Source organism: Streptomyces sp. GDS52 (assembly GCF_052246875.1).
In the GTDB taxonomy this organism is placed as follows: Bacteria; Actinomycetota; Actinomycetes; order Streptomycetales; family Streptomycetaceae; genus Streptomyces; species Streptomyces cathayae.
In genome coordinates this window covers 4107689-4132715 of the sequence record NZ_CM125966.1, presented here as the reverse complement: position 1 = coordinate 4132715, position 25027 = coordinate 4107689, and the positions used below count along the sequence as shown (strand labels likewise).

Genomic DNA, 25027 nt, shown 5'->3' with positions numbered 1-25027 from the left:
CCGCGGTCCTGGCGTGCCACCGTCCGCCGTGAGCGTGTGGGTCAGGCGTCCGCCTTGTGGTCGGCCCCGACCTCACCGCCTCGCAGTGCGTCGTTGATGCGCCGGGCCTCTTCCAGTTGGTCTTCCAGGATGATGATGCGGCAGGCCGCCTCGATGGCGGTGCCCTGGTCGACCATCTCCCGGGCACGGGCGGCGATGCGCAGCTGATAGCGGGAGTAGCGACGGTGGCCGCCCTCGGAGCGCAGGGGTGTGATCAACCGGGCTTCACCGAGAGCCCGTAGGAAGGCGGGCGTGGTGCCGAGCATCTCCGCTGCTCGTCCCATGGTGTAAGCGGGGTAGTCGTCGTCGTCGATTCGGTCGAGCGGCGTGTCTGTGGTCATCTGCACCTCTGAGGGGGGAATGCGTCGAGGGGCCTTGGTGCCGTACGGCACCAAGGCCCCGAGGGATTTGTAACACCATCGACCGGCTTACTGCGAGGCCGGCCTTCTGTTTCCGCACCGACCCCTGACGAGGGGCGGAGAGTGCGGGGATCGCGGATGCGTGACCGTGGGACCACCTTCCGTTCCGGGGCCTGCGGTACCCGGGCAGACCGTTCTCGCCCGGGCGATCCTGATGGCGTCCTCCTCCTTCTCTTCCTTCTGTCTGGCTTCTCACTCCTGCGGACCTGCGTACTGCCGGCGGCCCTCGTACGGCCACCAGGCCCGGCGGTCAGCGAGGGGGCCCCAAGCCTACTCCGGCCCCACCACTCCACCGCCGTGCCAGAACCTCTGTTCCCGCGGGCAGTTCGTGTCTGCCACGCCTCACCGACTTCCTGGCTACAGCAGACACACTAACCTCGGTGCGCGCACATGTCTACATCAGCCACCACAGATTTCGGTCCGTGCGAGTGAAGGGTTATCCACCGGCACCCGAGTGCCGCAACCGCTCGGCTTCGGCCGGGGCATGACGCGTGGGAGCGGCAGCCGCCTCGACGGACGGCCGCCGTGGTGCCACGCCGGGGCCGACAGCGGTCACGGCCGGCGCGTGTCGAAGCAGGCCGAAGAGCCCCGAAGAGCCGCTTTGCTTCCGCCCTGCAGGGCCGTGCACGGCGAAGGGCCCCGGTAGCGGCACGAGCGTGAGCGCGAGCGCGGCTCTTCCTACCCGTCGTGCTGTCGGCGCACCATCTCGGTGATCCAGACGGGCGCGAACGGGGACGTGCAGCCCGGGGAGGTCGGGTAGTCCTTGAGCACTTCCAGGCGCTCGCCGATGTCGACTGCGCGGGTACGGTGCTCGGCGTGCTCGATGCCGATCTGGGCCAGGCAGTGGTTCATCGCCCATTGCAAGCGATCCGGGGCGTTCTTCATCTCCGCCTCGATGACGTCGAGCAGTCCTGCCAGGTCGAGACCCCCAGGCCGCTTCGCCACGCGTTCGGTGGTCAGCGCCCAGCCGGCGCTCGCGACCACGGGATCCGGATCGGCGGACCAGGCCAGGCGCAGCTCTTCGGAGTGCGGGTTCTTCTTCACCACGTAGTTCACGAGCCAGTCGTGCACCTTGGGTGCGCGTGCCTCGCGCAGCATGACGTCCAGTTCCTCGCGCTCGAACGCCTTCGGGCGGCAGACCAGGATCGCCAGGAGTCTCGCCGCGGTGTCATCCGTCGCCCAGAGGCGGCGCGCGAGTTCCTGCTGCGTCTTCAGCCGCTTCGCGAGCGCGCGCAGCCTGCTGAGGTTCACACCGTGATCGTCACCGTGCTTCTCGTTCACCCGGCGTGTCTTCGGGTCCTCGAGCTCGGCCAGCTCGGCCATCACCTCGGCCACGGCCGTCTCGACCGGCGTCGTCTCGGTCACCTCGGCCACCTCGGCCACCTCGGCCTCCTCACATCACAGTCAGCGGCATTGATGCTAGCCATCGACGTCAGTGCCGGGGGCACTCCGAGAGGCGCTGTTCATTTTTCGGTGCATCCATGTCATGGCACCGATGTGCCGGGGTCTCAGCCCGTCAGGGCGGCCGACGGGGCGAGAGCGGCGACCGCGCCGCCTGCGCGGGCCCTCCCGGTCGGCAGACTCACCGTGCCCCGCACCGTTCGGTCCTGCACGCCCGGGATCGGCCGCGGCCGGCGCACCGGGTTCAGAGCAGGTCCCGGGCCTCGTCGCGCAGCGTCGACAACGCGTGCCGCGCGGCCGCCGTGTCCGGCAGCACGGCGAACAGCAGGGGACTGCCGGCAGCCGGTTCCTCGGCCAGGGTCCGGCGGATCCACTCCATGCCGTCCTTGAGCTCGGCGTACGCGTCCGCCGTCCCGCCGCTGCGGGCGAAGTTGCCGAGCGCCGACCGGTGCATCGCGTCGATCAGCGCGGAGAGCGCCATCGGCAGGAACGCCGGACCGTCCGGGGGCAGTCGGTCACGCAGATACGCCCGGGTCAGGGCGACGTAGCGTTCGTTCTCGAGCACCTCACGCCTGCGCAACTCAGGCACGATCCGGGTCAGCCGGTAGCGCTGGAGCACCAGTTCGGGCCTGCTCAGGAAGTCGAGCATCACCACCTCGGTGGCCGCGACGACGACGTCCACCGGGGACCGCCCCCCGGTCGGCTTCACCAGGTGGCGCGCCAGCAGCTCCAGCCGCGCGGAGTGATCGGGGAACGCCAGCTCGTCCTTGCCGTCGAAGTACCGGAACACCGTGCGCCGTGACACCTGCGACGCGTCCGCGACGGCCTCCACGGTGACGCTCTCGTAGCCCTGCTCCAGGAACAGCGCCATCGCCGTCTCCGCGATGCGGTACTTCGTCTCCAGCCCTCGTTCGGCCATGGCTCCTCCCCTCCCCCTCCCCGACTCCCCGACTCCTCGACTCCTCGGCGTCTCCGCACGAAGTCGCCGTGCGCCCGTGAGTCGGTGAACCCGTGAATCCGTGAGTCTATGACCACGGCCGCGGGGGGAGGCCGGGTCGGCCGCCGCCCCCGCGTACGGTCGACGCCGCCCACCCGCCGAACGGGCCGGTCCGGGCGGCGACGACACGGTTCCGCAGGGTCACTTCACCGCTTCCGCACCGGCTTCCCCACCGGCCGGAGAGCCCGGGCCGGCGCCCTGGCCGGCCCGCCGGTCCTCGGAACGCACCGTTCGATGCAGCACCGGCAGGAGCAGCACGCCGAGGACGGCGGCGCCCACGAGCACGGCGTGTCCGGCGGACTCGCTCCCCCGGCCCTCGGCGAGTCCGTACAGATAGGGGCCGACGAACCCGCCGAGCAGCCCGACCGTGTTGATGAACGCGAGTCCGGCCGCGGCCATCAGCCCGGACATCCTCGCCATCGCGACCGACCAGTAGAGCGGGAGGATGCCGACCAGCAGCAGCATCGCCGCGTCGATCAGCAGAATGCGCAGGATCGCACCGTCGGAGACGCTGTACGCGACCGCCACCGGGACCGTGGCGAGCGTCACGTACGTCAGGACCCGGACCTCGCTCTGCACACGGCGCTGGATCCACGGGATCACGAGCACGCCGATGAACGAGGCGATGCCGGCGCTGCCGCTCACCACACCGATCAGGAAGGACCCTTCCACGTCGAGGCTTTCGACGATGGACGGGAAGTTGTACTGGATCGCCACGCTGTTGACCTGGTTCGCGAAGTAGATCAGGGACAGCGCGAGGATGAACGGCCGGGCGAAGGCGATCCTGGCGTTGCCCTTCAGGGTGCCGTGCCCCGGGGCGGTCCGCACGACCGCGCGCTCGTTCAGCACCGCGGCCTCCCGCGCCGTCAGCCACTTCGCGTCCTGTGGCCGGTCGGGCACGAGGCGCCACACGAAGTAGGCGACGACCACGGTGAGCAGGCCCTCGACGAGGAACATCCACTGCCAGCCGTACAGCCCGCCCGCTCCGTGGAGCTCCATGAGAGCGCCGCCGAGGGGAGCGCCGAGTGCGAAACCGGCGCACACGGCGAGGTAGAGGATCCCGACCACGGTCACCCGCTGCTTCTGCGAGAACCAGATCGTGACGGTGTACATGAGCGCCGGGTACAGGCCGGCCTCGGCCGCGCCGAGCAGGAACCGGACGATGTAGAAGGACAGTTCGTCCTGGACGAACATCATGCAGGAGCAGAGCAGTCCCCAGGTCACGGCGATCCGGGTGATCCAGCGTCGCGGCCCGACCCGGTACATGATCAGGTTGCTGGGCACCTCCAGGAGCGCGTAGCTCAGGAAGAAGATGCCCGCGCCGACGCCGTACGCCGCGGCGCTGATGCCCACGTCGGCTTCGAGCGACGTCTTGGCCATACCGACGTTGGTGCGGTCCACGAACGCCATGAAGTACGTGAGGCACAGGATCGGCAAGAGACGGAAGGCCGCTTTGCGGCTCGCCGTGGCGTGCAGGGCGTCGGTGCCGTCCTGCGCGGTTCGCTGCTGGTTCACAACGGGGCTCCCGGAGCGTATGGCACTGGATGTCATTTTTTGACACTCGGTGGCGCTGGACTGTGCCACACGCCACACGGGGGCACAAGACCTCTGACACAGGTTCGAGTTGACGCCCCTGAGCACGGGCGGCAGAGCACCATCGCGGGCCCGTCCGGCCCGCACCCCGGAGGCCGCCTCGGCGCCTCCCGAGGTCGGTGACGGTGAAGTGAAGATCACTTGAAGCAAGCGTGCGGGTGCGCGACCGGTTGCCGACTAGAGTCTTTCCATCACTGCTGGTTATGGGGCCGGAGCCGGGTGCACGCATGCCGGGTCACCGGTGGGGAGGGCCTGTCGAGCATGAGCCGTCGCTCCAATGGGTTGGTCGCCGTCTGGGCCGAGGCGCAGCGCCAACAGCAACGTCAACAGGAGGCGCAAGCCAGGTTCCAGCGGGAGCAGGAGCGTCAACAGCGCGCCCACCAGCGGGAGATCACCCGCAGCTACCGTGAGCAGAAAGCGGCGTACCGGGAGCAGCGCGAGGCGGAGGCCCGGCGGCGTACGCAGGAACTCGACGCGCAGGTCGAGGCGTTGCAGGGCCTGTTGACGACGGGGTGCCGGGCTCCGGCCTTCCGGGCCGACGCGCTCGCCCGGCCGGAGCAGATCGAGGCGTTCGCCCCGGGACAGCTCGCGCACCCCCTCCCCATGCCGGACCCGAACCAGCATCAGTACCAGCCGCAGCAGAGCGGCTGGACCGCCGCACGGCGGGCGCAGGCGCAGGCGGAGGCCCGCTCCAGGTTCGAGCGCGACTGGCACGCCGCACAGGCCGCCGAAGCGCAGCGCCTGCACCAACTGGCCACCTATCAGGCGCAGTACCAGCAGTGGGCCGAGGCCCGGTCGGCCGAGATCCGTCGGCACAACGCCGGCGTCGCGGAGATGGCGACGGGGCTCCGCAACGGAGATCCGGAGGCCGCGGTGGAGTACTTCTCCGCCGCCCTCTACGCCTCGACCGGCTGGCCGGAGGACCTGCCCCGCAGGCTGTCCGCGGCGTACGACCCGGGGGCGCGCCAGCTGGTGCTGAACTGGGAGCTGCCCAGGTACGACGTCGTCCCGGAGGCGAAGTCGGCGCGCTACCTGATCAACGCCGACCAGGTGAAGGAGTCGCCCCGACCGGTCACCCAACGCCGCACCCTGTACCGGGACGTACTCGCGCAGTGCCTCCTGCTGGTGCTGCGGGACCTGTTCGCGGCCGACGAGTTCGGCGCGCTGGAATCGGTCGCGCTGAACGGGTTCGTGGACGATCACGACCCGGTGACCGGCAGACGGGCGCCCATGTTCCTCGCCACCGTCATGGCTCCGCGTGCGACGTTCGCCGCGCTGCACCTGGAACAGGTGAACGCGGTCAACTGCCTGGTGGACGGCCTCCGGGGGCAGTTGTCCTCGCGCCCCGACCAGTACACGCCCGTGCGGCCCGGCCGGCTTCCCGAGGACGTCGGCAACAACGTCGTCACCCATGGGGACGGCGAGGAGCCGGATCTGTACGAGATGGACCCCGTCGCCTTCGAAACGCTGGTCGCCGACCTGTTCCGGGCCATGGGCATGCAGGCCGTGACCACCCAGCGCTCGAACGACGGCGGTGTCGACGTCGACGCGCTGGACCCGGCCCCGATCCGCGGCGGCAAGATCGTCGTGCAGGTCAAGCGCTACCGCAACACCGTCCCCCCGACCGCCGTCCGCGACCTGTACGGAACCGTCCAGGACGCCGGCGCCAACAAGGGGGTCCTGGTCACCACCTCCGCGTTCGGCCCCGGCTCGCACACCTTCGCCAACGGCAAACCCCTGGAACTGGTGGCGGGCTCCGAACTGGTCGACCTGCTGCACCGCCACGGGCTGCGCGGGCGCCTGGGCGGCGGCGAACGCCCGGTGCCCGCTCAGCGGACGGCACTGGACAGCGACACCGGCGGCGACACCGGCGGTGACACCGGCACCGGCACCGGCGACACCGGCGCGGACGACCACAACGTACTGGGCATGTACTGGTCGGGCAACGTCGCCCTCGACGTGTGCGCGCTCGTCTGCCACGGCAACCGGGTCCTGGACGACGACCACTTCGTCTTCTACAACAATCCCCGCACACCCGACGGCACGGTGCGCACACTCGTCCCCGTCGCGCCCGACAGGGCCGCCGTCCAGGTCTCCTTCGACGCCCTGCCGGCACACGCCGACCGTCTCGTCGTCATCGCCGCGGTCGACCCCGTCGCCAACCCCGGCGCCGACCTGTCCGGGTTCGCCGACGCCGGCATCCGGCTGCTGGACTCCGAGGGCACCCCGCTCGGCCAACTACACGTCTCCGACGGCCGCCCGGACGAGACCGCCCTCGTACTGGGCTCCTTCCGCCGCCGCGCGAACGGCGACTGGGACTTCGTCACCGGCGGCAGGGGATACCGGGGCGGCCTGGAGGAACTGGTCCGGGACTACGGCGTCGACGTGGAATAGTGCCGCCGTCGAGCGGCCGTGCCGGTTCGGAGGCGGGGCCAGGGCGGACGAGGGGGACAAAGAACATGACGACCTGGGGCCTGGTCATCGAGACCACCATGGGGGTCGGAGAACGCAAGCACACCGAGGCATACGTGCTCGCTCACGTCACCGGAGAGCGCGAGGAGGCACTCGCGGAGCTGGAACGACGGGCGCGAAGCTACTCGCCCCCGCACCCCAGAAACCCCAAGCGCCGTCGGCTCCTGCGGCAGGACGACGGGTTCCTGCTCGTCGTGGACGGGGCGTGGCAGTCGTTCGTCACCCGGTTCACGGTGGCGGAACTGATCGAGGACTCCGCCGCGCCCCCCGCCCCGGAACCGGCGCCGGAAACCGCGCCGGAGCCTGTGGTGGAAACCGTTCCGGAGCCTGTCCCGGAACCTGTGGCGGAGGCGCCGAGTGCCCCCGTCGCCGCGGCACCCGAGCCCGCGGAACAGCAGGTCGAGCGGTACGCGGACGGGGTCCCGGTCAAGCCCGCCTGGCTGGGACGCACCGACCTGCCGTAAGCATGCCCGCCGAATTGATCGGCGGCACCCTGGTGGTTGTGCCGACTGGAGTTACCCAGCAACGCCCAGCTCGCACCACACGTACTTGCCCCGGTTGCCGAACCGGGAGAGCGGATGCCAGCCCCACACGTCGGCGCAGGCACGCACCAGAGCCAGGCCCCGCCCGCCCTCTCCCTCCAGTTCCGAGGTGAAGGGCCGCGGAGGCTCCGGCGGGGAGGGGTCCGCGTCCCACGCCCCGATCCGCAGGACGCCGTTGGCCGACCAGCGCACCCGCAGCGCCGCCGGCCCCTTGGTGTGACGCACGGCGTTGGAGACCAACTCCGTGGCCACCAGCTCCGCGACGTCGACCAGGCGAACCAGGCCGTGCATGGTGAGGATCAGACGCAGGGTGCGACGGCAGATGGTGACGGCTCTCGGGTCGTTCGGGATGTACAGCGAGTACTCCCACGGTTCGGTTTCGGGCATGCGAACTCCAGTCGGGTGAGGGAGTCGGGAGCGCTGCAGGAGGCGGGCGACGGTGTCACTGCCGCCACGCCATGACAGGGCGAAGCGGTGCACTTCCGACGCCCCAGCCCACACGGAGCGCGCCCAACACGTCACCGACGGTAGGTCTAATTCTTCATGTCACGCAAGCCGGTTCGCGTAATCTGACCCCGAACGAGTTGCACTCACTGGCACATTGGATTGGGGAGCAGTCGATGGCCTTGAGGCGCGAACCGACGGCACGTCAGTTGAGACTGGCGACCGAGTTGCGTCGCCTCCGTGACGCCGCGGGGCTCGCCGCCCGGGAGGCAGCGGCGCTGCTCGGAGTGAGCCCTGTACAGATCAGCCACATCGAATCTGCCCTCGCCGGCGTAAGCGAGGAGCGACTACGTCGCCTTGCCGCCAACTACGCTTGCCCGGACGTCGAGTTGATCGACGCGTTGGTCTCCATGGCAACTGAGCGGGCCCGAGGCTGGTGGGAGGACTACCGAGGTCTTCTGCCCGCCGCTTACCTGGATCTCGCCGAGTTGGAGCATCACGCAAAGTTCCGGAAGGACGTGGCGGCCATCCACGTACCGGGGCTGTTTCAGACGGAGGACTACGCACGGGCCCTGTTCGCCTACATGAACCCGGAATTCCCGGACTCGGAGGTGGAACACCGGGTGTCACACAGGATGCGGCGGAAGATCATCACCGAAGGCCCGGATCCGATCCCGTACGACACCGTGATCCATGAAGCAGCGCTCCGGATCAAAGTTGCCGGACGTGCTGCGACTCGGGCTCAACTGATGCGCATCCTCGAGATGTCTGATGCCGACCATGTCACGGTCCGGGTCATTCCCTTCGCACTGGACGACTTCGCAGGCGCCGGGAGCACCATGGTGCACCTGGGTGGACCGGTCCCCCGGCTGGACACCGTGGTACGCGACGCTCCTCACGGCACAGCACTCCTCGACTCCGAGGCCCAGTTGGAACACTTCCGGAAGCTCTTCCGTAGGGTGAATGAACGGTCGCTTGCCCCAGATCAGTCACGTGACCTCATCCATGAGCTGACCAAGGAGCTGTGAGGAACCCAATGACCGCCCACTCCTCTACTCGCTGGCGCAAATCCTCCTTCTCCGGTGGCGGTGAAGGCAACGACTGCGTGGAGATCGCGGAGTCTGATGACGCCCGCATAGCCATCCGCGACTCGAAGTACCCGGCCCGTACCGCTCTCTCCGTCCCCGCTCCGGTGTTCGCCGCCTTCGTCGGTGGCCTGAAGGTCCCACCGGGGCCTTCGGTGTAACAACAGGCGCTCTGCCACGCGGTGAAGTGGCTGGAACAAGTGCTTCGGTCGCTGGGTTCGACGTCAACCAGGGTGAAATCCGGTCACGTTCGCCTACGTTGGGCGCACTGATCGCGCTCATCACAGGAGGCTCAGCCGTGTCGAAGGACACCACCCCGGACAGTGCCGGTTTCGAGACACGTGCCCGCATCGATACGACGAAGCCGCACTCGGCTCGGTTCTGGAACTACTTCGTCGGGGGCAAGGACAACTACAAGGTCGACCGGGAGATCGGGGACCAGATCAAGGACATCTTCCCCGGGCTGGTGGACGTGGCCCACACCAGTCGACGGTTCCTCGGGCGGGCCGTCGGGCATCTGGCCGGGCAGCAGGGGATACGGCAGTTTCTGGACATCGGTACGGGACTGCCGACCGCCGACAACACGCACCAGGTGGCGCAGCGCGTCGCTCCGGACGCGCGGATCGTGTACGTCGACAACGATCCGATCGTGCTGACCCACGCCAATGCCCTGCTGACCAGCACCCCCGAGGGCCGGACCGCCTATCTGGACGCCGATCTCCACGACCCGGAGTCCGTCCTGCGGGCCGCCGCCGGGACGTTGGACATGTCCCAGCCCGTCGCGCTGATGATCCTCAACACGCTCGGCCATGTCGCCGACCACGAGCAGGCGCGTGATCTGGTGCGCCGGCTCATGGCGGGGCTCCCCTCGGGGAGTTACCTGGTGATCAGCGACAGTACGGCCACGAGCGAGGGCATGGTCGCGGCCTCGAACGCCTACAACGCGAGCGGCGCCGTGCCGTACTACGTGCGCGAGGTCGAGGAGATCGCCGGGTTCTTCGACGGCCTGGAGCTGGTGGAGCCGGGCGTCGTACGGGTCCCGGAGTGGCGGCCGGAGGCCGCTGCTTCGGGCGAGGACGAGGCGAAGGACGTGGACGCCTTCTGCGGGGTGGGGCGCAAGGCTTAGCCGGGCAGGCGGGTAGGGGGTCGACCACGGGTCGTCCCCCTACCCGTCGTGTGGATGGCGAGGAGCCTGGAGGAGAAACCGCAGACCGTTCTCGCAAGCTCTACAACACCAAAGGCAAGACGACTACCAGCTGCTGACCAGCACTTCCAGTGCGCAGTACCTGCTCGGCCACGGCACCCACACCGTGGAGTACCGGATCAGCGCCGCTGAAGGCGCCCCTACAGGCAGGGGATGACCCGATGGCATCCCCCCATATCCGACCGGCCCGATGGGATGGTGTCCCTGCGGGTGGTGCAAGGGACCTGAAGGCGGCGTCGCGGGTCGGGGACGGTCGTGCCGCCCGGCGGGCGTGAAATCGAGTGACGGCGCATCGGGTCTCGTCGGGGGCGGTCGGCTGCTCGTGCGGGCGGTGTTCCGCGACCGCCCGGTGGGACGGCGGCCTCGACGTGGGTGATGCCGGGACACGCGCCCACGCCCCGGGGAGGACACACTGTCCCAAAATCGTGAGCACTTTGGCCACCACTGTCCTCATGTCGCTCGTTTGAGCGCTTACGTGACACATGGCCGCCGACTGCTCACGGTTTTCGGCACGGTACCCGTCTCCGGCCCCGCAGCGCAGGGACCGCGGAGATCCCCTGCACCACCCACAGGGACACCATCCCCGATGGGCGAGATGGGTCTCCCGCCCTCGGGCGAACTTCCCCACCCGACAGCGGGGTTCGGCACGCGCAAACCGTCCGGCTATGTGCCGCACCAGCCCTGCGAAGTCATCGTCCCAACGGCCCGGGTCTACGCTGTGACCAGCGGCCACCGCCTGATCTTCTGTCTTCACACGCCGATGATCACCGGTGGCCGCACCCGTCTCCGACCCCACCCCCAGACCTCCCCCGACCTCGCCTACGGCTCCGACATCGCCGGCATCGGCCTGACCATCCCGGCGGTGGCATCGCAGCGATCCGGCGCGAGGGTCCGCTCTTGCTGGGCCTCGGCCCGACCCACCAGGTACCGCTCTTCATCTCGACCATGGTGGGCACTCTGACGGTCATCCCCGGCCGCGCGACGCTCTGGCAGGGTTGCCTCCATCTGGTGCTGTTCGCGGCGTACTTGGTGCCGGCGGTCATCCCCTGGCGGCACCGGCTCCCGCCTCAGGGGACCTGCCGCCCAGCCCCGGGATCAGCACCGCCGCCACCGCCAGGTGCATCAGAGCGAGGGAGACCCGGGTGCCGCCGTCCATGCCGTCGCCGATGAACGGCAGGAAAGACACGGCCAGTACGGTGCCGGCCACCCCGGTCCAGATGGCGCGGGCGCGCCGCGCCCCGAACCGCTCCAGGGCGGTCAGCAGTCCCCAGCCGGAGAGCGACGCGAGCAGTGCGACGACCGCCACGGGCACGGCGCCGATGTCGAGTGTCTGCTCGCCGTCGGCGATCCGCAGTCGGTGCCCCAGCAGGGGGTCCGCGACCAGCCACACCAGGACGGGGGCCAGGACGGCCAGCGCCGTAACCCCCAGGCGCCTTCTCCGCGTGCTCACTCGGCGCCCCCCGAGAGCGCCCCGTGCAGGAAGACCTCCGCCAGCTCCTGCGGGGTCAGGTCGGGCTCGTCCTCCGTACGCGGTTGGGTGAAGAGCAGCCCGAAGAAGAGGGCCGCGATCTGCTCCGGCGGCCGGCGCAGGGCGGCCCTGTCGGGCTCCAGCAGCTCCGCGAGGGCCGCGCGGATACGGGTCGTCGACTCGTCACGGCCCGCGCCGCGCACCGTGCCGGGGTGCTTGCCGCCGCGATGCCCCAGCGAGCCGGCGATCGCGCCCATCCGGGACAGGTGCGCCTGCAGCGCCTCGGCCGCCTCCGCGAGCCGGTCGGGCAGCGGCTGGGACACGTCGATCGCGTCCAGCTCGCGGACCGCGTGCTCGGGAGAGAGCGCCTCGGCCATGCAGGCCTGCAGCAGCTCGTCCTTGTCGGCGAAGACCCGGAAGATCGTGCCCTCGCCGATGCCCGCGGCGCGGGCGATCTTCGCGGTCGTCACCGCGGCGCCGTACTCGGCGATCAGCGGGATCGCGGTCTGGATGATCATCGCGCGGCGCTGCTCCGGTGACATGCCGGGGGCGCGGCGGCGGGTGGTCGGGTTCTCTCTGGGTGTTGTCATGACCGCGAGAGTACGGAGTGAGGACTCACTCCGTCAATGAGTGAGTCCTCACTCCGCCCACTTTTCCCGCACTCGACTGCCCGCCGACGACAGTCCGCCAAGATCCACAACCACGGTTGGAGCACCAGGGCTTCCCGGCCTCAGGGCCGACGGCCGGCACTGGCGACCCCGGGTAACGTTTCTGCAGGTCAGCGCAGCAGTCACGTGATCACCTGTGATGGTGAAACCGTCCGACAGCAGACAACCGGAAGGGCAATTCCTGGTTGTTCCCGACGTTCGCAGGAACAACCAGGAGGAGATCACCTTGATGCGGTCGCGTGTCGTACGCTTGGCCACCGCACTCGCTGCGGCGAGCGCCCTCATCGCCACGACGCCATCCGCGGCACATGCCGGCGCGATCGGGTCGGCCCCGGTCCGCTCCTTCGAGTACAACGTCGGTGGCGTGACGATGAAGATCCCGACCGGGTGCATGTTCACGCACGCCGTCCGCGGGAGCGGCAAGAAGATCACCTACCAGAACGCCGATGTCGACTGTGCCTTCGTGGGCGCACTCAGCAGCGGCTTCTGCAACTGGCGCATCGACTTCACCTAAGCCGACACGAACAACAGGGCCTACCGGACGTCCCCCGGCAGAACGCACAGCGAATGCAAGATCGACCCCGTGCGCAACAACTCTCCACAGCGTCTGCCGCATTACGGCAAGGCATGCGCCCACCTCTACGTCAACGGGGTACAGCGAGTAAGTCAGTGTCACCACATCACGAAGTGAGTCATTCATGACCGAGCAGCGTGGGCCGGGCACGGATCCGGGATCTGAAATGCGTCGGCGCCGGGCCGGGATCGTGTCGTTCGTTGCGGGGCTTGTCGCGGCTCTCGCCTTCTTCGCGTTCTTCCCCGGGTTGCCTCATGTCATCGACTGGGGCGCCATCCTCGTCTCCCTGGCCGTGGGTGCCCTTGCCCGCTGGGCTTGTCGGGCCTGGATGGCGAGGAGCCTGGAGGAGAAGGAGAAACACAGCGATCAGGTGTGATCGGTGTCTTTGGTTTCGTGGGCGGCTGGGGTTCGCGACCCGATGGTGGGGGTTGAGGGTGCCGGCCTCTCCGTCGATGCGTGTCGTTTGTTGTGGCGGCTTGACGTTGCCGCCAGTGCTGCCGTCACCGTCAGGGACGTCGCCGCGAGGGCTGTCATGGTGATTGCCGGGGTGGTCAGTTGAGCCAGGGTGCCGGCCAGGGTGGCGGAGAGGCCCTGGAGGGTGAGCATGCCTGAGGAGTGGAGGCCGAGGGCGTGGCCGGAGAGGTGGGGCGGGGTGAGGGTCGTCAGGCGCTCCTGGTGGACCAGGCTCGCTCCGAAGCCGACCGAGGCCACGGCGACCAGGACGGCGGCCACGGGGAGAGGCGGGTGGAGGGCGAAGAGCAGGTACGGGGTGGCCAGGAGCAGGAGGAGCGGGGTGCCCAGGCGGGCTCTGCGGCTGGGCGGGACCAGGCGGCCGATGATGATGTCGCCGACCAGCATGCCGAAGGCGGCGCAGGCGAAGAGGGTGCCGGCGGCCTCGGGGGCGTAGGGGACGTAGAGGGATTCGCAGCCGACGATCAGGCCGTTGGGGATCCACAGCGCCAGGTAGACGTGACGGCGGGGTGGGGACGACCAGAGGGCGGCGTTCGCGCACCAGGTGGCTCGTACGGAGGGGCGGCCAAAGGCGCGCGGGCGGCGGCGGGGCAGGGCCAGGCCGCCATCTGCGGGTGCTGCTGGAGGCGGGGCTGGTGGAGCGGTGAGGCCGGGCGGGGCGGTCCGTGTTGTACGTACGGTCGGCGGCCGGTGAGGTGCTCTTGGAGGCGGGTACGGGGATGTCCCGTGACGGGCGGAGTTAGCATCCGGGTATGACAACTGTAGAGACCAACGGTTCTTCTCCCCTCGATGTCGAGATCGGTGCTCTGAGCGGTGGGTCCGCCGGGCTGGGGCGTTATGCGGGGCAGGTCGTGCTGGTGGTGAACGTGGCCTCCAAGTGCGGGCTGACGCCGCAGTACGCCGGGCTGGAGCTGCTGCACGGGAAGTACGCGGCGCGGGGCTTCACGGTGCTCGGGGTGCCCTGCAACCAGTTCATGGGGCAGGAGCCGGGCACCTCGGAGGAGATCGCCGAGTTCTGCTCCGCGACGTACGGGGTGACCTTCCCGATGACCGAGAAGGTCGAGGTCAACGGGGAGGGGCGGCACCCGCTGTACGAGCGGCTGGTCGGCTTCGCGGACTCCGAGGGGCACAGCGGGGACATCCGCTGGAACTTCGAGAAGTTCCTGATCGGGCGGGACGGCGAGGTCGTCGCCCGGTTCTCGCCGCAGACCGAGCCGGAGGCGGCGGAGCTCGTGGCGGCGGTCGAGGGCGCGCTCGGTTAGCAGCCCCTCAAGGGCTGACGCCCCGGCGTCCGGTTCCGGGGCCGCGTTGACCTTGCCCCTGGGGCAGGGTCCAGCGTTCGTGTCGTCGGGCGGAGAGGCCGCCCGACGACGGAGGATGGCGCGGTGGACCCAGAGGTGGATCCGGAGAGCGGGGAACTGCTCGGGATCGGCGCGTTCGCGGCGCGGGCGCGGCTGTCGGCCAAGGCGTTGCGGTTGTACGACCGGCTGGGGCTGCTGGCGCCGGCGCGGGTCGACGAGGTCACCGGTTACCGGTCCTACCGGACGGATCAGGTCGAGCGGGCCCGTACGGTGGCGCTGCTGCGTCAGCTGGACATGCCGCTCGCCCGGATCGCCGAGGTTCTCGACGCGGACGACGGTGCGGCCGCGTCCGACCGGCTCGCCGCCTACTGGGCGGACGTCGAGGCCCGGATCGCCGGACAGCGGACACTCGCCGAATTCCTCCGTGGACGGCTCTCAGGGAGGAGTTCCGAGATGTACGGGAAGTTCGCGGTCGAGACGGTGGACGTGCCGCAGCAGGTGCTGATCATCGAGACGCGGCACACGCTGGCGGACGAGTTGCCCGCGTGGATCGGGGCGGCGCTGGAACGGCTGGAGCGGGGCGCCACGGAGTGCGGAGGTGTGGCCGGGGTGCCGTTCGTCGCCTACCACGCCGAGGTGTCGATGGAGAGCGACGGCCCTGCCGAGGCGTGTGTGCCGGTCGCCGACGAGGCGGCGGCGCGGGCCTGGGCCGAGGCGCGGGGCCGGGCGTGGGAGACGACGGTGCGGGTGGAGCCGGCCCAGCGGCTGGCCTACACCCGGATCACCAAGGCGCAGGTGGCGCATCCGCAGATCCTGGCCGCGTTCGAGGCGGTGGAGCAGTGGATGGCGGCCGAGGGGCTGGCGGCCGCGGGACCGTGCAGGGAGGTGTACTTCGCGGACTGGGAGGCCGCCGGGGCGGAGGATCCGGTGTGTGACGTCGCTTTTCCGGTGCGGTGAGCCGTCGAGCCGACATGGTGCGGTGCGTGCGGTGAGGTGAGGCGGGTCGCGGGGAGGCGTTCGCCGGGCCGAGAGGGTGACGGGATGGGCCGAGCCCTCTCGGCAAGGACGGCGGTCTCGTCGAGAGGGCTCCGTGGAGCTCTGTCCGGTTCCGGCCTCCTCAGACCTTCACCGAGGCCACGAAAGCGGTCCACGCGTCCGTGGGGAAGGCCAGCTTCGGGCCCTCGGGGATCTTGGTGTCCCCGAGCTCCAGTGCCTCCACGGTGGTCGACCTGACCATCACGCACGCGCCGTTGTTGTTGGTGTAGGAGGACGTCGTCCACGTTTCCGTGGTGCCCAGACGAATTGCCATGTTCGCTCCGTAGCCAGTTGCTGAGTTGCTGTCACCGGGCTGCGCATTCCGGCAGGGACCCGCAGAACGGATTGCGCCAACCTTCGTTCGTGGCTGGCGTGATCGACGCTACTGGTCGGCATCCTTTTCCGGCGCAGCCATTCACTCGACCGGGTGGCATATCCCAAGAGATACTTCCAGTCAGGCACGGCAGCGGTGTAGCATCCCGCCCTCCCCTCCGGGAGGTCAGCGCGCGTACTCCTTCGCCACGCGTTCCACGAGCTGGCGGGACTGTTCCACGTTCAGGGACTGCGCCCTCAAGTGCTCGTACATCACGGTGTACTTCTGCACGTCGTGCGGCTTCTCCAGGTACAGGTCGCTGGTCACGCCCTCGATGTACACGACGCTCGAGTCGGCCGCGTCCGCGAACTCCAGGATCGAGTACTGGCCGTTGATGCCGGAGTGCGCGCCGACCTCGAACGGCAGCACCTGCACGGTGATGTGCGGCAGCTGGGACAACTCCATCACGTGCTCCAGCTGTTCACGCATGACCTGGCCGCTCCCGACGACCCGGCGCAGCGACGCCTCGTCCAGGACCACCCACAGCCGCAGCGGGTCCTTGTCGGCGGTGATCCGGCCCTGTCGGCGCAGACGCACCTCGACCCGCTTGTCGTTCTCCTGGTCGGACGACTCGGGCGAACCGCCCTGGACGATCGCCTCGGCGTACGCACGGGTCTGCAACAGGCCGGTGATGATCTGCGGTTCGTAGACCCTGAGCGACTCCGCGTCCGTCTCCAGGCCGATGTAGACGCTGTACGGGATGTCACCGAAGGCGTGCCACCAGCCCTGCTGGCGGGAGTCCTTGGCCATCTGCATCAGCGACTCGACGATCCGCTGGTCCTCGACCTCGTAGACGCCGCAGAGGTCGCGGACGTCACGCTGGCTGATGCTGCGCCGGCCGTTCTCCAGCCGGCTGATCTTCGACTGCGACACCAGCAGTCGTTCCGCCACTTCCTCGGCCGTCATGCCCTTGAGCTCGCGGAGCCTGCGGAGCTCCTGGCCCAGCCGGCGTCGCCTGACGGTGGGATTGACATTGGACGCCACGGGACGTGCACCTCCGGCTGCGTGCCTCGTACTTACTCGTACTTGCCACTTTGCGTATCTGGTGTTGAGCAGACTGCCACCAAGGTGCTTCCTACCGCTGGGAAACAGCGGTTATGCGGCCGCTGTCCGGCAGTTCGCGGTGTGGTGACGCCACGGACCGGTGCGGACGGGTAACGTCGGTCGGTTGCGGTGTCGAGCGGTTGCGAGCGGTCACGGCGTCCACCGGTTCGCGGCATGCCGAGCGGGGCGGAGAGAGCCGTGAACTCTCTCCGCCCCGCTCGAACAGCGGCTCCCGTGACCGGGTCTGTGGTGCCGTGGCCGACCAGGGGCCCCGCGGGGCCCGGCCGTCGGCCTAGTGGGCGGCGGCGCGCGCCATGGATCCGTGGCGCGGCTGGGCCGGTACCCCTCGGGCGGGTTCCGGTCCGCCCCGGCCGCCGGTGGTGGTCTGACGGCCGCCTGCCGGGGCCGCGCCACGGCGCGGCTGGGCCGCCGCACCGTTCTGCACGTCCATCACGGCATGCGCCACCAGGCCGCCCATCGGGTCGTGCCGGATCAGGTCCCGCAACCGGGAGCGCGAGGAGCGACCCTCGTTCCCCGGGTACAGGTGTTTGCCGAGGCCCACCGCGTGCGCCAGTGCGGCGAGCGCCGCGGTCCGCGGGTCCGGCGGCACGCCGGTGCGGATCGCGGAGTCCAGCCGGGCCCTGATCTCCCGGCTGATCTCGGTGTCCGTCGCCTGGTAGCGAGTCGTCGGCAACACCCCGCACATCTGGCCCGCCACGGCATGCACCATGCCGCACCGCTCCAGATGCGAGAGGTAGGTCTGGCGGAGCCCGAGACGCGGCCCGCCTATCCAGTGGACAGCCCGAACCGGAGCGCCGCGCCTACGCAGCAACTCCAACGCGCTGTCCAGAGTCGGATCTCCAGTCGGCCGTGGCACCACCACGGCGATACGATCCCCGTCTGGGGCTATCCGTCCGGCCAGCGCCAGCTCCACTAGCTGTGCTCCGGCCAGACCGAGGTCGAGCGACTGCGGCTGCGCAGTGGTACCCGTGGTCGGGTCCAATGCCAGCAGCAAAAGCTCTTCCGGAAGTGTTCTTCGGCTCCTGCCCATCCATGCCTCCCCGCGTGGATGAATGACAGGGTGACCCCTCTCACATTGGTCTGTCGAGGGCGCGTGACCGGTTCGTGAGGGAACCGGTAGGTATGTCGTTCTCGTCTACCACGTGGGGGAAGCCCGCACACAGGACACTGGTACATGGTTCGGACAGCGCCGCTGAGCGTTGTTCCGGGCGGGCGAATTGCGGATTCACGGTTCGGTAGGCGTACGCGCGGACGCGCGGCGCACGGAGGAGGCATCGGTGGCGGGCGAGTCCCCCGACAGGTCGAAGCAGCGCGAGTCGTCGGCAGAACCGACGCCGGGGAGCGCGGGCCCGGTTCCCGAGGCCAGGAGCGAGGCGGAGGGTTCCACGGAGAAGCGGGACCCCCGGTTGACGGTGAGCCGGGACGCGACGCCGTCGGAGTCGTCCGCGTCGGCCAAGGGCTCCGTGGGGGGAGTCGATACGGCCACCCGGGTGCTGTCGGTGCGCGACGCGCAGACCGACGAGCAGGAGGACGAAGACGACCGGGCCGACCGGATGGACGAGGACGCCTCGGATTCCGCCGAGCCGGAGTCCGGGGCGAAGGAAGCCGCATCCGACGGGCGTGACGATTCCGCTACGGACGGCGACGGGCGGCTGCAGGCCGTAGCCGCCTCGTGGGTGCGGTCGGCGGACGAGGCGGAGCAGGACGGGCCGGGGAAGGGCATGGAGGGCGCCCAGAAGGCCGAGAACGCCGACAGGGATGACACGGACGAGCGGAACGGTCAGGACGAGCGGAACGGTCAGGACGAGCGGGAGGACGCCCAGGGCGGCGGCGAGAGCCCTGACGAGGGCTCAGGCAAGCCTTCCGGGGCCGACGGTACCGACGCACCGGACGCGGACGCGGAGGCCGAGTCCGAGTCCGAGGTGACACCGGAGGCCGACGCCGACGCGGCCCCCGCCGCCGCCCGCGCCGCCGACGCCCCGGACGCCGAGGACGACACTCCCACCGCCGACGGCGGCGACGGCACCGACCCGGGCGCGACACCCGAGGACGCCAAGAAGGCCGACAAGGCCGACAAGGCCACGCCCGAGGCCGGCGCGGACAAGGCGAGCGGCACCGACGACGTCGACGCCAAGTCCACCGCCGGGGCCGACGAGACCGACGCCGAGGACACCGGGAAGGCCGAGGACGCCGACGAGGCTGCCCCCGGCGCGCCCCGCACCGATCAGCCCACCGCCGTCTTCAAGGCCCCGCGCCCCTCCGCGCCCGCCGTCGACCAGCCCACCACCATGCTGAAGCTGGGCGACGCTGCCAAGAAGGCCGGTGAGAAGGCCGACAAGGACGCTGGCAAGGCCACCGACAAGGCCGCGGACACCGACCCCCAGCCCGAGTCCGCGGCCGAGCGCACCAGCAAGTTCGTGCCGCTCAAGGACCTGGACGACCCCGAGGTGCGCAAGGCCCCGAAGGTCGGGGACTCCGTCACCACCGCGCTCCGGGTGCCGCCCTCCGCGTCGCCCGCCCCCGCGTCGCCCGTCACCGCCCCCGCCGACGCCACCCGTTCGGTCCCGCAGGTCGGGCCGGAGCTGACCAGGCAGCAGCCGCTGCCGCCCAAGCCTCCGCTGGATCTGCTGGCCGAGCTGACCAACACCCCGCCGCCGCCGGAGACCCCGCTGCGGACGGCCGTGCGGCGGGTCAAGATCTGGACGCCGCTGGCCATTCTGCTGGTGATCGTCTTCGCGGTCGTACAGAACATGCGCCCGCTTCCCGCCCCCACGCTCGAACTCACCGCCGAGGAAACCCACACCTTCGACGGCGACCAGGTGAAGCTGCCCTGGCCCGACGAGGGGCAGGGCTGGATGAGCGTCGACGGCATCGGCGCGATGGACCACTTCGGTGAGCAGAAGCCGGTCGCCATCGGCTCGGTCGCCAAGACCATGACCGCGTACGTCATCCTGCGCGACCACCCGCTGAAGCCGGGCGAGGAAGGCCCGAAGATCGAGATCGACCCGACGGCGGAGAAGGAGGGCGGCTACGACCAGCAGGGCGAGTCCACCCTCAACACCGTCAAGGCCGGCGACTTCCTCACCCAGAAGCAGGCCCTGTCCGCGGTCATGATCCCCTCTGCGAACAACATCGCCCGCCTGCTGGCGCGTTGGGACGCGGGCTCCGAGGAGGCGTTCGTCGAGAAGATGAACGCCACCGCCAAGGAGCTCGGGATGACCGACACGACGTACACCGACCCGTCCGGTCTGGACAAGACCACCGTCTCCACCGCCGAGGACCAGGTGAAGCTCGGCAGCGCGGCCATGAGGATCCCGGCCATGGTGGCCATCACCAGTGTGGCCAGCTGGACGGACCCGACCGGCAAGTACTGGAGCAACCACAACCAGCTGCCCTTCACCATCGGCGCGATCGGGCTCAAGACCGGCAACACCACCGCGGCCGGCGGCAACCTGCTCTTCGCCACCCACAAGAAGGTCGACGGCCAGACGGTGACCGTCGTCGGCGCGATCCTCGGTCAGCGCAAGGCACCGTCGACCCTCGACCTGGTCAACGCGGTCAGCAAGACCGCGCTGCTCGCCGCGCAGGACGTGCCGACCTCGGAGAAGATCCTGAAGAAGGGCGACGTCGTCGGGTACGTCGACGACCGGTTCGGCGGTCGCACCCCGGTCGTCGTCACCCAGGACGTCACCGCGGTCGGCTGGGCCGGCCTGAAGGTGAAGCTGAACCTCTCCGCCGACGCCCTGCCGCACACCGAGAAGGCCGGCACGAAGGTGGGCACGCTCACCGTCGGTGACGGCAAGGACAGCGCCGCCGTCAAGGTGCCGGTCGCTCTCCAGGAGGACCTCGTGGAGCCCGGCTTCTCGGACAAGCTGACGCGCATCGCCTGATCCACCCCGCTCCCCGGCGAGCGGCGGGCATCGCACCCCGCCGACCGGAGCCCGTCCTGGGCCCCGGTCGGCGGGGTGCGTGCTAGCGTCACGAAACGGGCAGGTCGCCGGTGACCGGGGCGCGGATGTCAGCACCACGGCGGACGGCCGCGACCGCCGACCGGAACGCGAACAGAAGACGGGACACGGGGAGTGCCTTCAGGTGGCCACTGCGGAGCCGACACGCGCCGACGACGCCGATCCGGGCCCGGGGCCCGGCCCGCGAATACCCGAGCCGGAGGCGGACCGGCCGCCGGGCGGCGCACCCGGCCCTGAGGGCGGCTCCGCACCCGCCTCGGACGCCGCCCCCGCACCCGCACCCGGCTCGGACGCCGTCCCCGCCCCCGCGCGGGTCTCCCGTCCCAGGGCCGCCGTCCGCGCGGTGCGAACCTGGGTGCTGCGGCATCCGGTGCTGTCCGTCACCGCTCTCGCCGGCGTCCTGCACATCGTCTGGTTCTTCACGTTCGCGAACAGCGGTGGCGACCTCGCGGCGCAGGACGCCTGGGCCGAGTTCGTCGGCCGGCACCCCGACTCCGCGTACAACCTGGCCTGGTACGGCGGCATGCACCCGGTGTCGTACAGCATGGTGTCGCCGTACCTGATGTCGCTCCTCGGGGTGCGGACGACGATGATGCTCGTGGGGACGGCGTCGGCCGCGCTGCTGACGATGCTGCTGATCCGCGGTCTCCCCGGTCTGCGCAATCCCCTGTGGGCGGCGCTCGCGGGCGTGTTCGGGCTGCTGGGCAACGCGGCCTCGGGGCGGGTGACGTTCGGGCTGGGCGTGATGTTCGGGCTGGCCGCGGTCGCCGTGGTGTTCTGCTGGCCTCACCGCTGGCGTTACAAGCGCTGGGCGAAGGCGCTGTGCGCGGCGCCGCTGGCGGCGCTGGCCACGATGTCCTCGCCGGTCGCGGGCCTGTTCGTGGGGCTGGTGGCGGTGGCGCTGTTCCTGCAGAAGCGGCGGCCGGGGGCGTGGGCGCTGGGGCTGGGTCCGACCGCGGTGGTGGCGGTGTCGGCCTGGATGTTCCCGTTCTCGGGGACGCAGCCGATGGGGTTCGGCTCGGTGGTCCTGCCGCTGGTGTTCTCGGTCCTGGTGGCCGTCCTGGTGCCCCGGGAGTGGATCACGGTCCGGATCACGGCCGCGGTGTACGGACTGGGGGTGGTGCTGGTCTGGCTGGTCAGTTCGCAGATCGGCTCCAACATGACGCGGCTGGCGATGCTGTTCGCCGGGATGGCGCTGGTGGCGGCGCTGCCGTTCACGGTGCCGCGGAGCCTCAGGTGGTACGCGCTCGTCGTGGCGTCCGTCGGGTTCGTCGGGTGGATCGGCTTCAAGTCGGCCGACGACGTCGTCAACACCACGCCGGCCGCCTCCTGGGCGCGTGAGCTGGCGCCGCTGGTCAACGAGCTCCAGGAGGTCGGTGCGGAGCGGGGCCGGGTGGAGGTCGTGCCGGCGCGTTCGCACCGCGAGGCCTCGGCGCTCGCGCCGTACGTCAATCTGGCCCGGGGCTGGAACCGGCAGGCCGACATGGAGCGCAATCCGCTCTTCTACGACGACACGCTCAACTCGGCGAACTACCACGAATGGCTGAAGCGCTGGGCGGTGCACTTCGTGGTGCTGCCGAAGGACGAGCCGGACGGTGACGGCGGTCAGCGGGAGCGGGAGCTGGTCCAGCGGGGGCTGCCCTATCTGAAGCAGGTCTGGGGCGACGCGAACTGGCAGCTGTTCGAGGTGAGCGAGCCGACTCCGCTGGCCGAGCCGAACACGGTCGTGGAGCGGGCCGAGCAGGGCGGGATGACGATGCGGGTCGAGGAGGCGGGCCGCATCCTCGTGCGCATCCCGTACTCGCCGTGGCTGAGCATCGTCGACGCGGAGGGCGACAAGCTGCAGCCGCCGCAGGAGACGGCGGAGTCCGAGGAGCGTTCCGAGAGGGGCGGCGCCGGGGGCGCGGAGGACGTGCCGAAGACGTACGACAACGTCAACGGCTGCCTGATGGAGACGGAGGAGGACGCGAACGGCGACCGGTGGACGGTGCTGATCGCGCCGAAGCCGGGCACGTACCGGCTGGCGGCGCCGTACACCGTGCCGCGCGGCACGCCGTGCCCGGACGAGCTGCGCTGAGGCGGGTTCAGCCGGGCAGGGAGCCCGCGATGGCCCGGGGGTAGCGCGCCAGCCAGGCCGGGGACGAGCCGGCGGGGCTGTGCAGGGCGGGGCCCTGGGTCATCTCCATGGCGAAGTCGTCGGCGAGTTCCAGGATCGTGGGACGGCCCTCCAGTTCGGCCAGCCAGGCCGGCGGGAGGGCCGTCTCGCCGTGCAGGGCGCCCAGCAGTCCGCCGGTCAGCGCCCCGGCCGCCGCGCTCGGCCCGTCCTGGTTGACGGCGAGGCACAGCCCGTGCCGTACGTCCTCCCCCACCAGGGCGCAGTACACGGCGGTGGCGAGGAGGCCTTCCGCCGTGCCCGCCCCGGCGAGCCGGGTGACCCGGTCCGGGGTGGGCATCCCCTGCCGCACGGCGCCCAGGGCCTGCTGCAGGGCCTCCGACACCGGCTGGTGCCCCGGCCGGGCGGCCAGCAGCGCGAGCGCCCGCTGCACCGCCGCGTCCAGGCTCTCGTCCCGGGCCAGCCCGTGCACGAGCACCGCGTACGCGCCGGCCGCGAGGTAGGCGGTCGGGTGCCCGTGGGTCTGGGCCGCGCACTCCACGGCGAGCTGGGCGACGAGGTGCGGCTCCCAGCCGACGAGCAGCCCGAAGGGCGCCGAACGGGCCGCCGCCTCGGGCCCCGCCTCACCGGGGTTCTTGGGCGACCCGGGCGTCCCCATGATCCCGTCGCCGAGCCCCAGCAGCAGGGCGCGGGCCGGGTCCCGGCGGGCGTAGAGCCACTCCTGCCGGGCGAGCCAGCCGTCCTCCGCGCGGCGCTCGTCCGGCCCCCAGTCGCGTTGCGTGACCGCCCAGCGCAGATACGCCTGGTGCAGGTCGGTCGGCGGGTGCCAGGCGCCGGTGTCGCGCCGCACCTGCGCGCGGATCAGCCCGTCCACGGAGAACAGGGTCATCTGGGTGAGGTGCGTGACGGCTCCGCGCCGGTCGTGGGCGGGGGCGAACCCGGTGATCCCCGCGGCGCCGTACGCCTCCCGTACCGCCTCGGCGCCCATCCCGTCCACGGGTGCGCCCAGGGCGTCCCCGAGCGCGACCCCGAGCAGCGTTCCGCGCACCCGGCTGCGGAAGTCCTGCTGCTCGCGCCGCCCCCACACGGGCCCGGCCGTCGCGTCCACCAGACCTCCCAGGCCACCGTGCATACGTACGACGCCAGCACTGTAACGAACGGGAGTGACCGGTTCAGCACGCGGTGAGGTAGGGGAGCGGCGCCCGAAACGACCAGATCTGATCGCCACACGACAAAGGTCTACGCCACCGATTGACTTCGGAACATGTTCCGAAGTGCGGTTTCCGGTATGTCCACTCCTACGGTCGCCTTCTCAGAGCTCTCGAAGAACTCGAGACGTGTCGCCGAAACGCTCGACCGGGCCCACCGCGTACACATCACACGTCGGGACGGCGAGGACCTCTACCTGACCACGGCTCGCCATGACCAGCAGCGCGAGGAAACGGCGGACGTCACCGCCCGCCTACTCGCCGCCCTCGTTCGCAGCGACGGAGGCGAGCGGGCCATACAGCGCGCGCTCCCCTCGGTCTTCCCCTGGGTCCGTCACCTGTCCTCGGAAGAGCTGCGGCAGTTCGTGACCGACCTCATCGACGCCACGCACGACGTCGCCCAACTGGACATACACAGCGAACTCCACCGCGTCATCGTCGAATGGCGCGCCACGGCCCGCATCCTCGCCGATCCCGAACTCACCGCACAGCTCACCCGTCGGCTGCCGGACGAGGACCATGGCGAGGTGACCGCACCGTGAGCCCCAAGCGTGGTGACGATGTCGCCCCGCCCTCCGTGGTGAGGA

The 25027-nt window shown here is 70.4% G+C and carries 23 protein-coding genes and 2 pseudogenes; 13 read left to right on the top strand and 12 right to left on the bottom strand.

The window, feature by feature from the left end:
* Positions 1-41: 41 nt before the first annotated feature.
* From ACTWJ9_RS18925 to ACTWJ9_RS18910, 4 genes are all read right to left on the bottom strand, one after another.
* Positions 42-380 (bottom strand): MerR family transcriptional regulator, encoded by a 339-nt coding sequence (locus ACTWJ9_RS18925; RefSeq protein ID WP_279335421.1) that lies wholly within the window; start codon positions 378-380, stop codon positions 42-44.
* Between the two features lie 756 nt (positions 381-1136).
* The gene (locus ACTWJ9_RS18920; protein WP_279338019.1) at positions 1137-1781 is read right to left on the bottom strand and encodes a DNA alkylation repair protein; all 645 of its coding nucleotides are present in this window, start codon (positions 1779-1781) and stop codon (positions 1137-1139) included.
* 322 nt (positions 1782-2103) lie between these two features.
* Positions 2104-2778, bottom strand: coding sequence for a TetR/AcrR family transcriptional regulator (locus ACTWJ9_RS18915; protein WP_387040085.1), 675 nt, complete (start codon positions 2776-2778; stop codon positions 2104-2106).
* Between the two features lie 219 nt (positions 2779-2997).
* Complete coding sequence (locus ACTWJ9_RS18910) at positions 2998-4371, bottom strand: MFS transporter (RefSeq protein ID WP_279335419.1); 1374 nt, start codon at positions 4369-4371, stop codon at positions 2998-3000.
* A gap of 339 nt (positions 4372-4710) precedes the next feature.
* Between ACTWJ9_RS18910 and ACTWJ9_RS18905 the strand changes: the two genes are divergently transcribed.
* Both ACTWJ9_RS18905 and ACTWJ9_RS18900 read left to right on the top strand, forming a co-directional pair.
* Positions 4711-6843: a restriction endonuclease gene (locus ACTWJ9_RS18905; protein WP_443294480.1), complete on the top strand. Its 2133-nt coding sequence runs from the start codon at positions 4711-4713 to the stop codon at positions 6841-6843.
* 65 nt (positions 6844-6908) lie between these two features.
* On the top strand, positions 6909-7385 hold the full coding sequence (locus ACTWJ9_RS18900; RefSeq protein WP_443294479.1) for a hypothetical protein: 477 nt from the start codon (positions 6909-6911) through the stop codon (positions 7383-7385).
* A 51-nt stretch (positions 7386-7436) separates the two neighbouring features.
* Here the strand turns inward: ACTWJ9_RS18900 and ACTWJ9_RS18895 are convergent, their stop codons facing one another.
* Positions 7437-7850 carry an ATP-binding protein gene (locus tag ACTWJ9_RS18895; protein WP_443294478.1) on the bottom strand — a complete coding sequence of 138 codons (414 nt, stop codon included), beginning with the start codon at positions 7848-7850 and terminating at the stop codon, positions 7437-7439.
* Positions 7851-8083: 233 nt separating this feature from the next.
* On the opposite strand from ACTWJ9_RS18895, the gene ACTWJ9_RS18890 reads away from it, so the two are divergent.
* The 3 genes from ACTWJ9_RS18890 (at position 8084) to ACTWJ9_RS18880 (ending at position 10118) form a co-directional block, all read left to right on the top strand.
* On the top strand, positions 8084-8935 hold the full coding sequence (locus ACTWJ9_RS18890) for a DUF5753 domain-containing protein (protein ID WP_443294477.1): 852 nt from the start codon (positions 8084-8086) through the stop codon (positions 8933-8935).
* An 8-nt stretch (positions 8936-8943) separates the two neighbouring features.
* Complete coding sequence (locus ACTWJ9_RS18885) at positions 8944-9153, top strand: DUF397 domain-containing protein (RefSeq protein ID WP_443294476.1); 210 nt, start codon at positions 8944-8946, stop codon at positions 9151-9153.
* A gap of 137 nt (positions 9154-9290) precedes the next feature.
* Complete coding sequence (locus ACTWJ9_RS18880; protein ID WP_443294475.1) at positions 9291-10118, top strand: SAM-dependent methyltransferase; 828 nt, start codon at positions 9291-9293, stop codon at positions 10116-10118.
* Positions 10119-11235: 1117 nt separating this feature from the next.
* Here the strand turns inward: ACTWJ9_RS18880 and ACTWJ9_RS18875 are convergent.
* Both ACTWJ9_RS18875 and ACTWJ9_RS18870 read right to left on the bottom strand, forming a co-directional pair.
* Positions 11236-11646 carry a DUF6069 family protein gene (locus tag ACTWJ9_RS18875; RefSeq protein ID WP_443294474.1) on the bottom strand — a complete coding sequence of 137 codons (411 nt, stop codon included), beginning with the start codon at positions 11644-11646 and terminating at the stop codon, positions 11236-11238.
* Positions 11643-12254: a TetR/AcrR family transcriptional regulator gene (locus tag ACTWJ9_RS18870; protein ID WP_443294473.1), complete on the bottom strand. Its 612-nt coding sequence runs from the start codon at positions 12252-12254 to the stop codon at positions 11643-11645. The genes ACTWJ9_RS18875 and ACTWJ9_RS18870 overlap by 4 nt, the downstream gene beginning before the upstream one ends.
* A gap of 304 nt (positions 12255-12558) precedes the next feature.
* Here ACTWJ9_RS18870 and ACTWJ9_RS18865 point away from each other — a divergent pair, with 304 nt between their 5' ends.
* Positions 12559-12846, top strand: coding sequence for a hypothetical protein (locus tag ACTWJ9_RS18865; RefSeq protein ID WP_443294472.1), 288 nt, complete (start codon positions 12559-12561; stop codon positions 12844-12846).
* 184 nt (positions 12847-13030) lie between these two features.
* Positions 13031-13282, top strand: a complete 252-nt coding sequence (locus tag ACTWJ9_RS18860) for a hypothetical protein (RefSeq protein WP_279335406.1) — start codon at positions 13031-13033, stop codon at positions 13280-13282.
* Here ACTWJ9_RS18860 and ACTWJ9_RS18855 read toward each other — a convergent pair.
* A pseudogene (locus ACTWJ9_RS18855) lies at positions 13273-13977 on the bottom strand (MFS transporter); the annotation flags it as partial. The gene ACTWJ9_RS18860 and the pseudogene ACTWJ9_RS18855 overlap by 10 nt on opposite strands.
* On the opposite strand from ACTWJ9_RS18855, the pseudogene ACTWJ9_RS18850 reads away from it, so the two are divergent.
* The 3 genes and pseudogenes from ACTWJ9_RS18850 to ACTWJ9_RS18840 form a co-directional block, all read left to right on the top strand.
* Positions 13971-14120, top strand: a pseudogene (locus ACTWJ9_RS18850) (transcriptional regulator); the annotation flags it as partial. The pseudogenes ACTWJ9_RS18855 and ACTWJ9_RS18850 overlap by 7 nt on opposite strands.
* A gap of 9 nt (positions 14121-14129) precedes the next feature.
* On the top strand, positions 14130-14639 hold the full coding sequence (locus ACTWJ9_RS18845; protein WP_384208008.1) for a glutathione peroxidase: 510 nt from the start codon (positions 14130-14132) through the stop codon (positions 14637-14639).
* Between the two features lie 123 nt (positions 14640-14762).
* Positions 14763-15635 carry a MerR family transcriptional regulator gene (locus tag ACTWJ9_RS18840; protein ID WP_443294471.1) on the top strand — a complete coding sequence of 291 codons (873 nt, stop codon included), beginning with the start codon at positions 14763-14765 and terminating at the stop codon, positions 15633-15635.
* A 160-nt stretch (positions 15636-15795) separates the two neighbouring features.
* Here the strand turns inward: ACTWJ9_RS18840 and ACTWJ9_RS18835 are convergent, their stop codons facing one another.
* The 3 genes from ACTWJ9_RS18835 to ACTWJ9_RS18825 all read right to left on the bottom strand — a co-directional run bounded on the left by ACTWJ9_RS18835 (position 15796) and on the right by ACTWJ9_RS18825 (position 18181).
* Entirely contained in the window at positions 15796-15987 is a 192-nt protein-coding gene (locus ACTWJ9_RS18835; RefSeq protein WP_279335401.1) for a DUF397 domain-containing protein, read from the bottom strand.
* Positions 15988-16212: 225 nt separating this feature from the next.
* On the bottom strand, positions 16213-17070 hold the full coding sequence (locus ACTWJ9_RS18830; RefSeq protein ID WP_279335400.1) for a helix-turn-helix domain-containing protein: 858 nt from the start codon (positions 17068-17070) through the stop codon (positions 16213-16215).
* Positions 17071-17422: 352 nt separating this feature from the next.
* A complete protein-coding gene (locus tag ACTWJ9_RS18825; RefSeq protein ID WP_279335399.1) occupies positions 17423-18181 on the bottom strand; it encodes a GOLPH3/VPS74 family protein in 759 nt (252 codons plus the stop codon).
* 247 nt (positions 18182-18428) lie between these two features.
* Here ACTWJ9_RS18825 and ACTWJ9_RS18820 point away from each other — a divergent pair, with 247 nt between their 5' ends.
* Positions 18429-21041 (top strand): D-alanyl-D-alanine carboxypeptidase, encoded by a 2613-nt coding sequence (locus tag ACTWJ9_RS18820; RefSeq protein ID WP_443294470.1) that lies wholly within the window; start codon positions 18429-18431, stop codon positions 21039-21041.
* A 202-nt stretch (positions 21042-21243) separates the two neighbouring features.
* Positions 21244-23196, top strand: a complete 1953-nt coding sequence (locus ACTWJ9_RS18815; protein ID WP_279335396.1) for an MFS transporter — start codon at positions 21244-21246, stop codon at positions 23194-23196.
* A 7-nt stretch (positions 23197-23203) separates the two neighbouring features.
* On the opposite strand, the gene ACTWJ9_RS18810 is transcribed toward ACTWJ9_RS18815, so the two are convergent.
* On the bottom strand, positions 23204-24340 hold the full coding sequence (locus ACTWJ9_RS18810) for an ADP-ribosylglycohydrolase family protein (protein WP_443295899.1): 1137 nt from the start codon (positions 24338-24340) through the stop codon (positions 23204-23206).
* 180 nt (positions 24341-24520) lie between these two features.
* On the opposite strand from ACTWJ9_RS18810, the gene ACTWJ9_RS18805 reads away from it, so the two are divergent.
* Positions 24521-24982: a prevent-host-death family protein gene (locus ACTWJ9_RS18805; RefSeq protein ID WP_279335395.1), complete on the top strand. Its 462-nt coding sequence runs from the start codon at positions 24521-24523 to the stop codon at positions 24980-24982.
* The last annotated feature ends 45 nt before the right edge of the window (positions 24983-25027 follow it).

What these genes read in the sequence shown, in the direction of transcription:
- ACTWJ9_RS18925 (WP_279335421.1), bottom strand. Translation starts at nt 380, where the DNA reads ATGACCACAGACACGCCGCTCGACCGAATCGACGACGACGACTACCCC.
- ACTWJ9_RS18920 (WP_279338019.1), bottom strand. Translation starts at nt 1,781, where the DNA reads ATGGCCGAGCTGGCCGAGCTCGAGGACCCGAAGACACGCCGGGTGAAC.
- ACTWJ9_RS18915 (WP_387040085.1), bottom strand. Translation starts at nt 2,778, where the DNA reads ATGGCCGAACGAGGGCTGGAGACGAAGTACCGCATCGCGGAGACGGCG.
- ACTWJ9_RS18905 (WP_443294480.1), top strand. Translation starts at nt 4,711, where the DNA reads ATGAGCCGTCGCTCCAATGGGTTGGTCGCCGTCTGGGCCGAGGCGCAG.
- ACTWJ9_RS18900 (WP_443294479.1), top strand. Translation starts at nt 6,909, where the DNA reads ATGACGACCTGGGGCCTGGTCATCGAGACCACCATGGGGGTCGGAGAA.
- ACTWJ9_RS18895 (WP_443294478.1), bottom strand. Translation starts at nt 7,850, where the DNA reads ATGCCCGAAACCGAACCGTGGGAGTACTCGCTGTACATCCCGAACGAC.
- ACTWJ9_RS18890 (WP_443294477.1), top strand. Translation starts at nt 8,084, where the DNA reads ATGGCCTTGAGGCGCGAACCGACGGCACGTCAGTTGAGACTGGCGACC.
- ACTWJ9_RS18885 (WP_443294476.1), top strand. Translation starts at nt 8,944, where the DNA reads ATGACCGCCCACTCCTCTACTCGCTGGCGCAAATCCTCCTTCTCCGGT.
- ACTWJ9_RS18870 (WP_443294473.1), bottom strand. Translation starts at nt 12,254, where the DNA reads ATGACAACACCCAGAGAGAACCCGACCACCCGCCGCCGCGCCCCCGGC.
- ACTWJ9_RS18860 (WP_279335406.1), top strand. Translation starts at nt 13,031, where the DNA reads ATGACCGAGCAGCGTGGGCCGGGCACGGATCCGGGATCTGAAATGCGT.
- ACTWJ9_RS18845 (WP_384208008.1), top strand. Translation starts at nt 14,130, where the DNA reads ATGACAACTGTAGAGACCAACGGTTCTTCTCCCCTCGATGTCGAGATC.
- ACTWJ9_RS18835 (WP_279335401.1), bottom strand. Translation starts at nt 15,987, where the DNA reads ATGGCAATTCGTCTGGGCACCACGGAAACGTGGACGACGTCCTCCTAC.
- ACTWJ9_RS18825 (WP_279335399.1), bottom strand. Translation starts at nt 18,181, where the DNA reads ATGGGCAGGAGCCGAAGAACACTTCCGGAAGAGCTTTTGCTGCTGGCA.
- ACTWJ9_RS18805 (WP_279335395.1), top strand. Translation starts at nt 24,521, where the DNA reads ATGTCCACTCCTACGGTCGCCTTCTCAGAGCTCTCGAAGAACTCGAGA.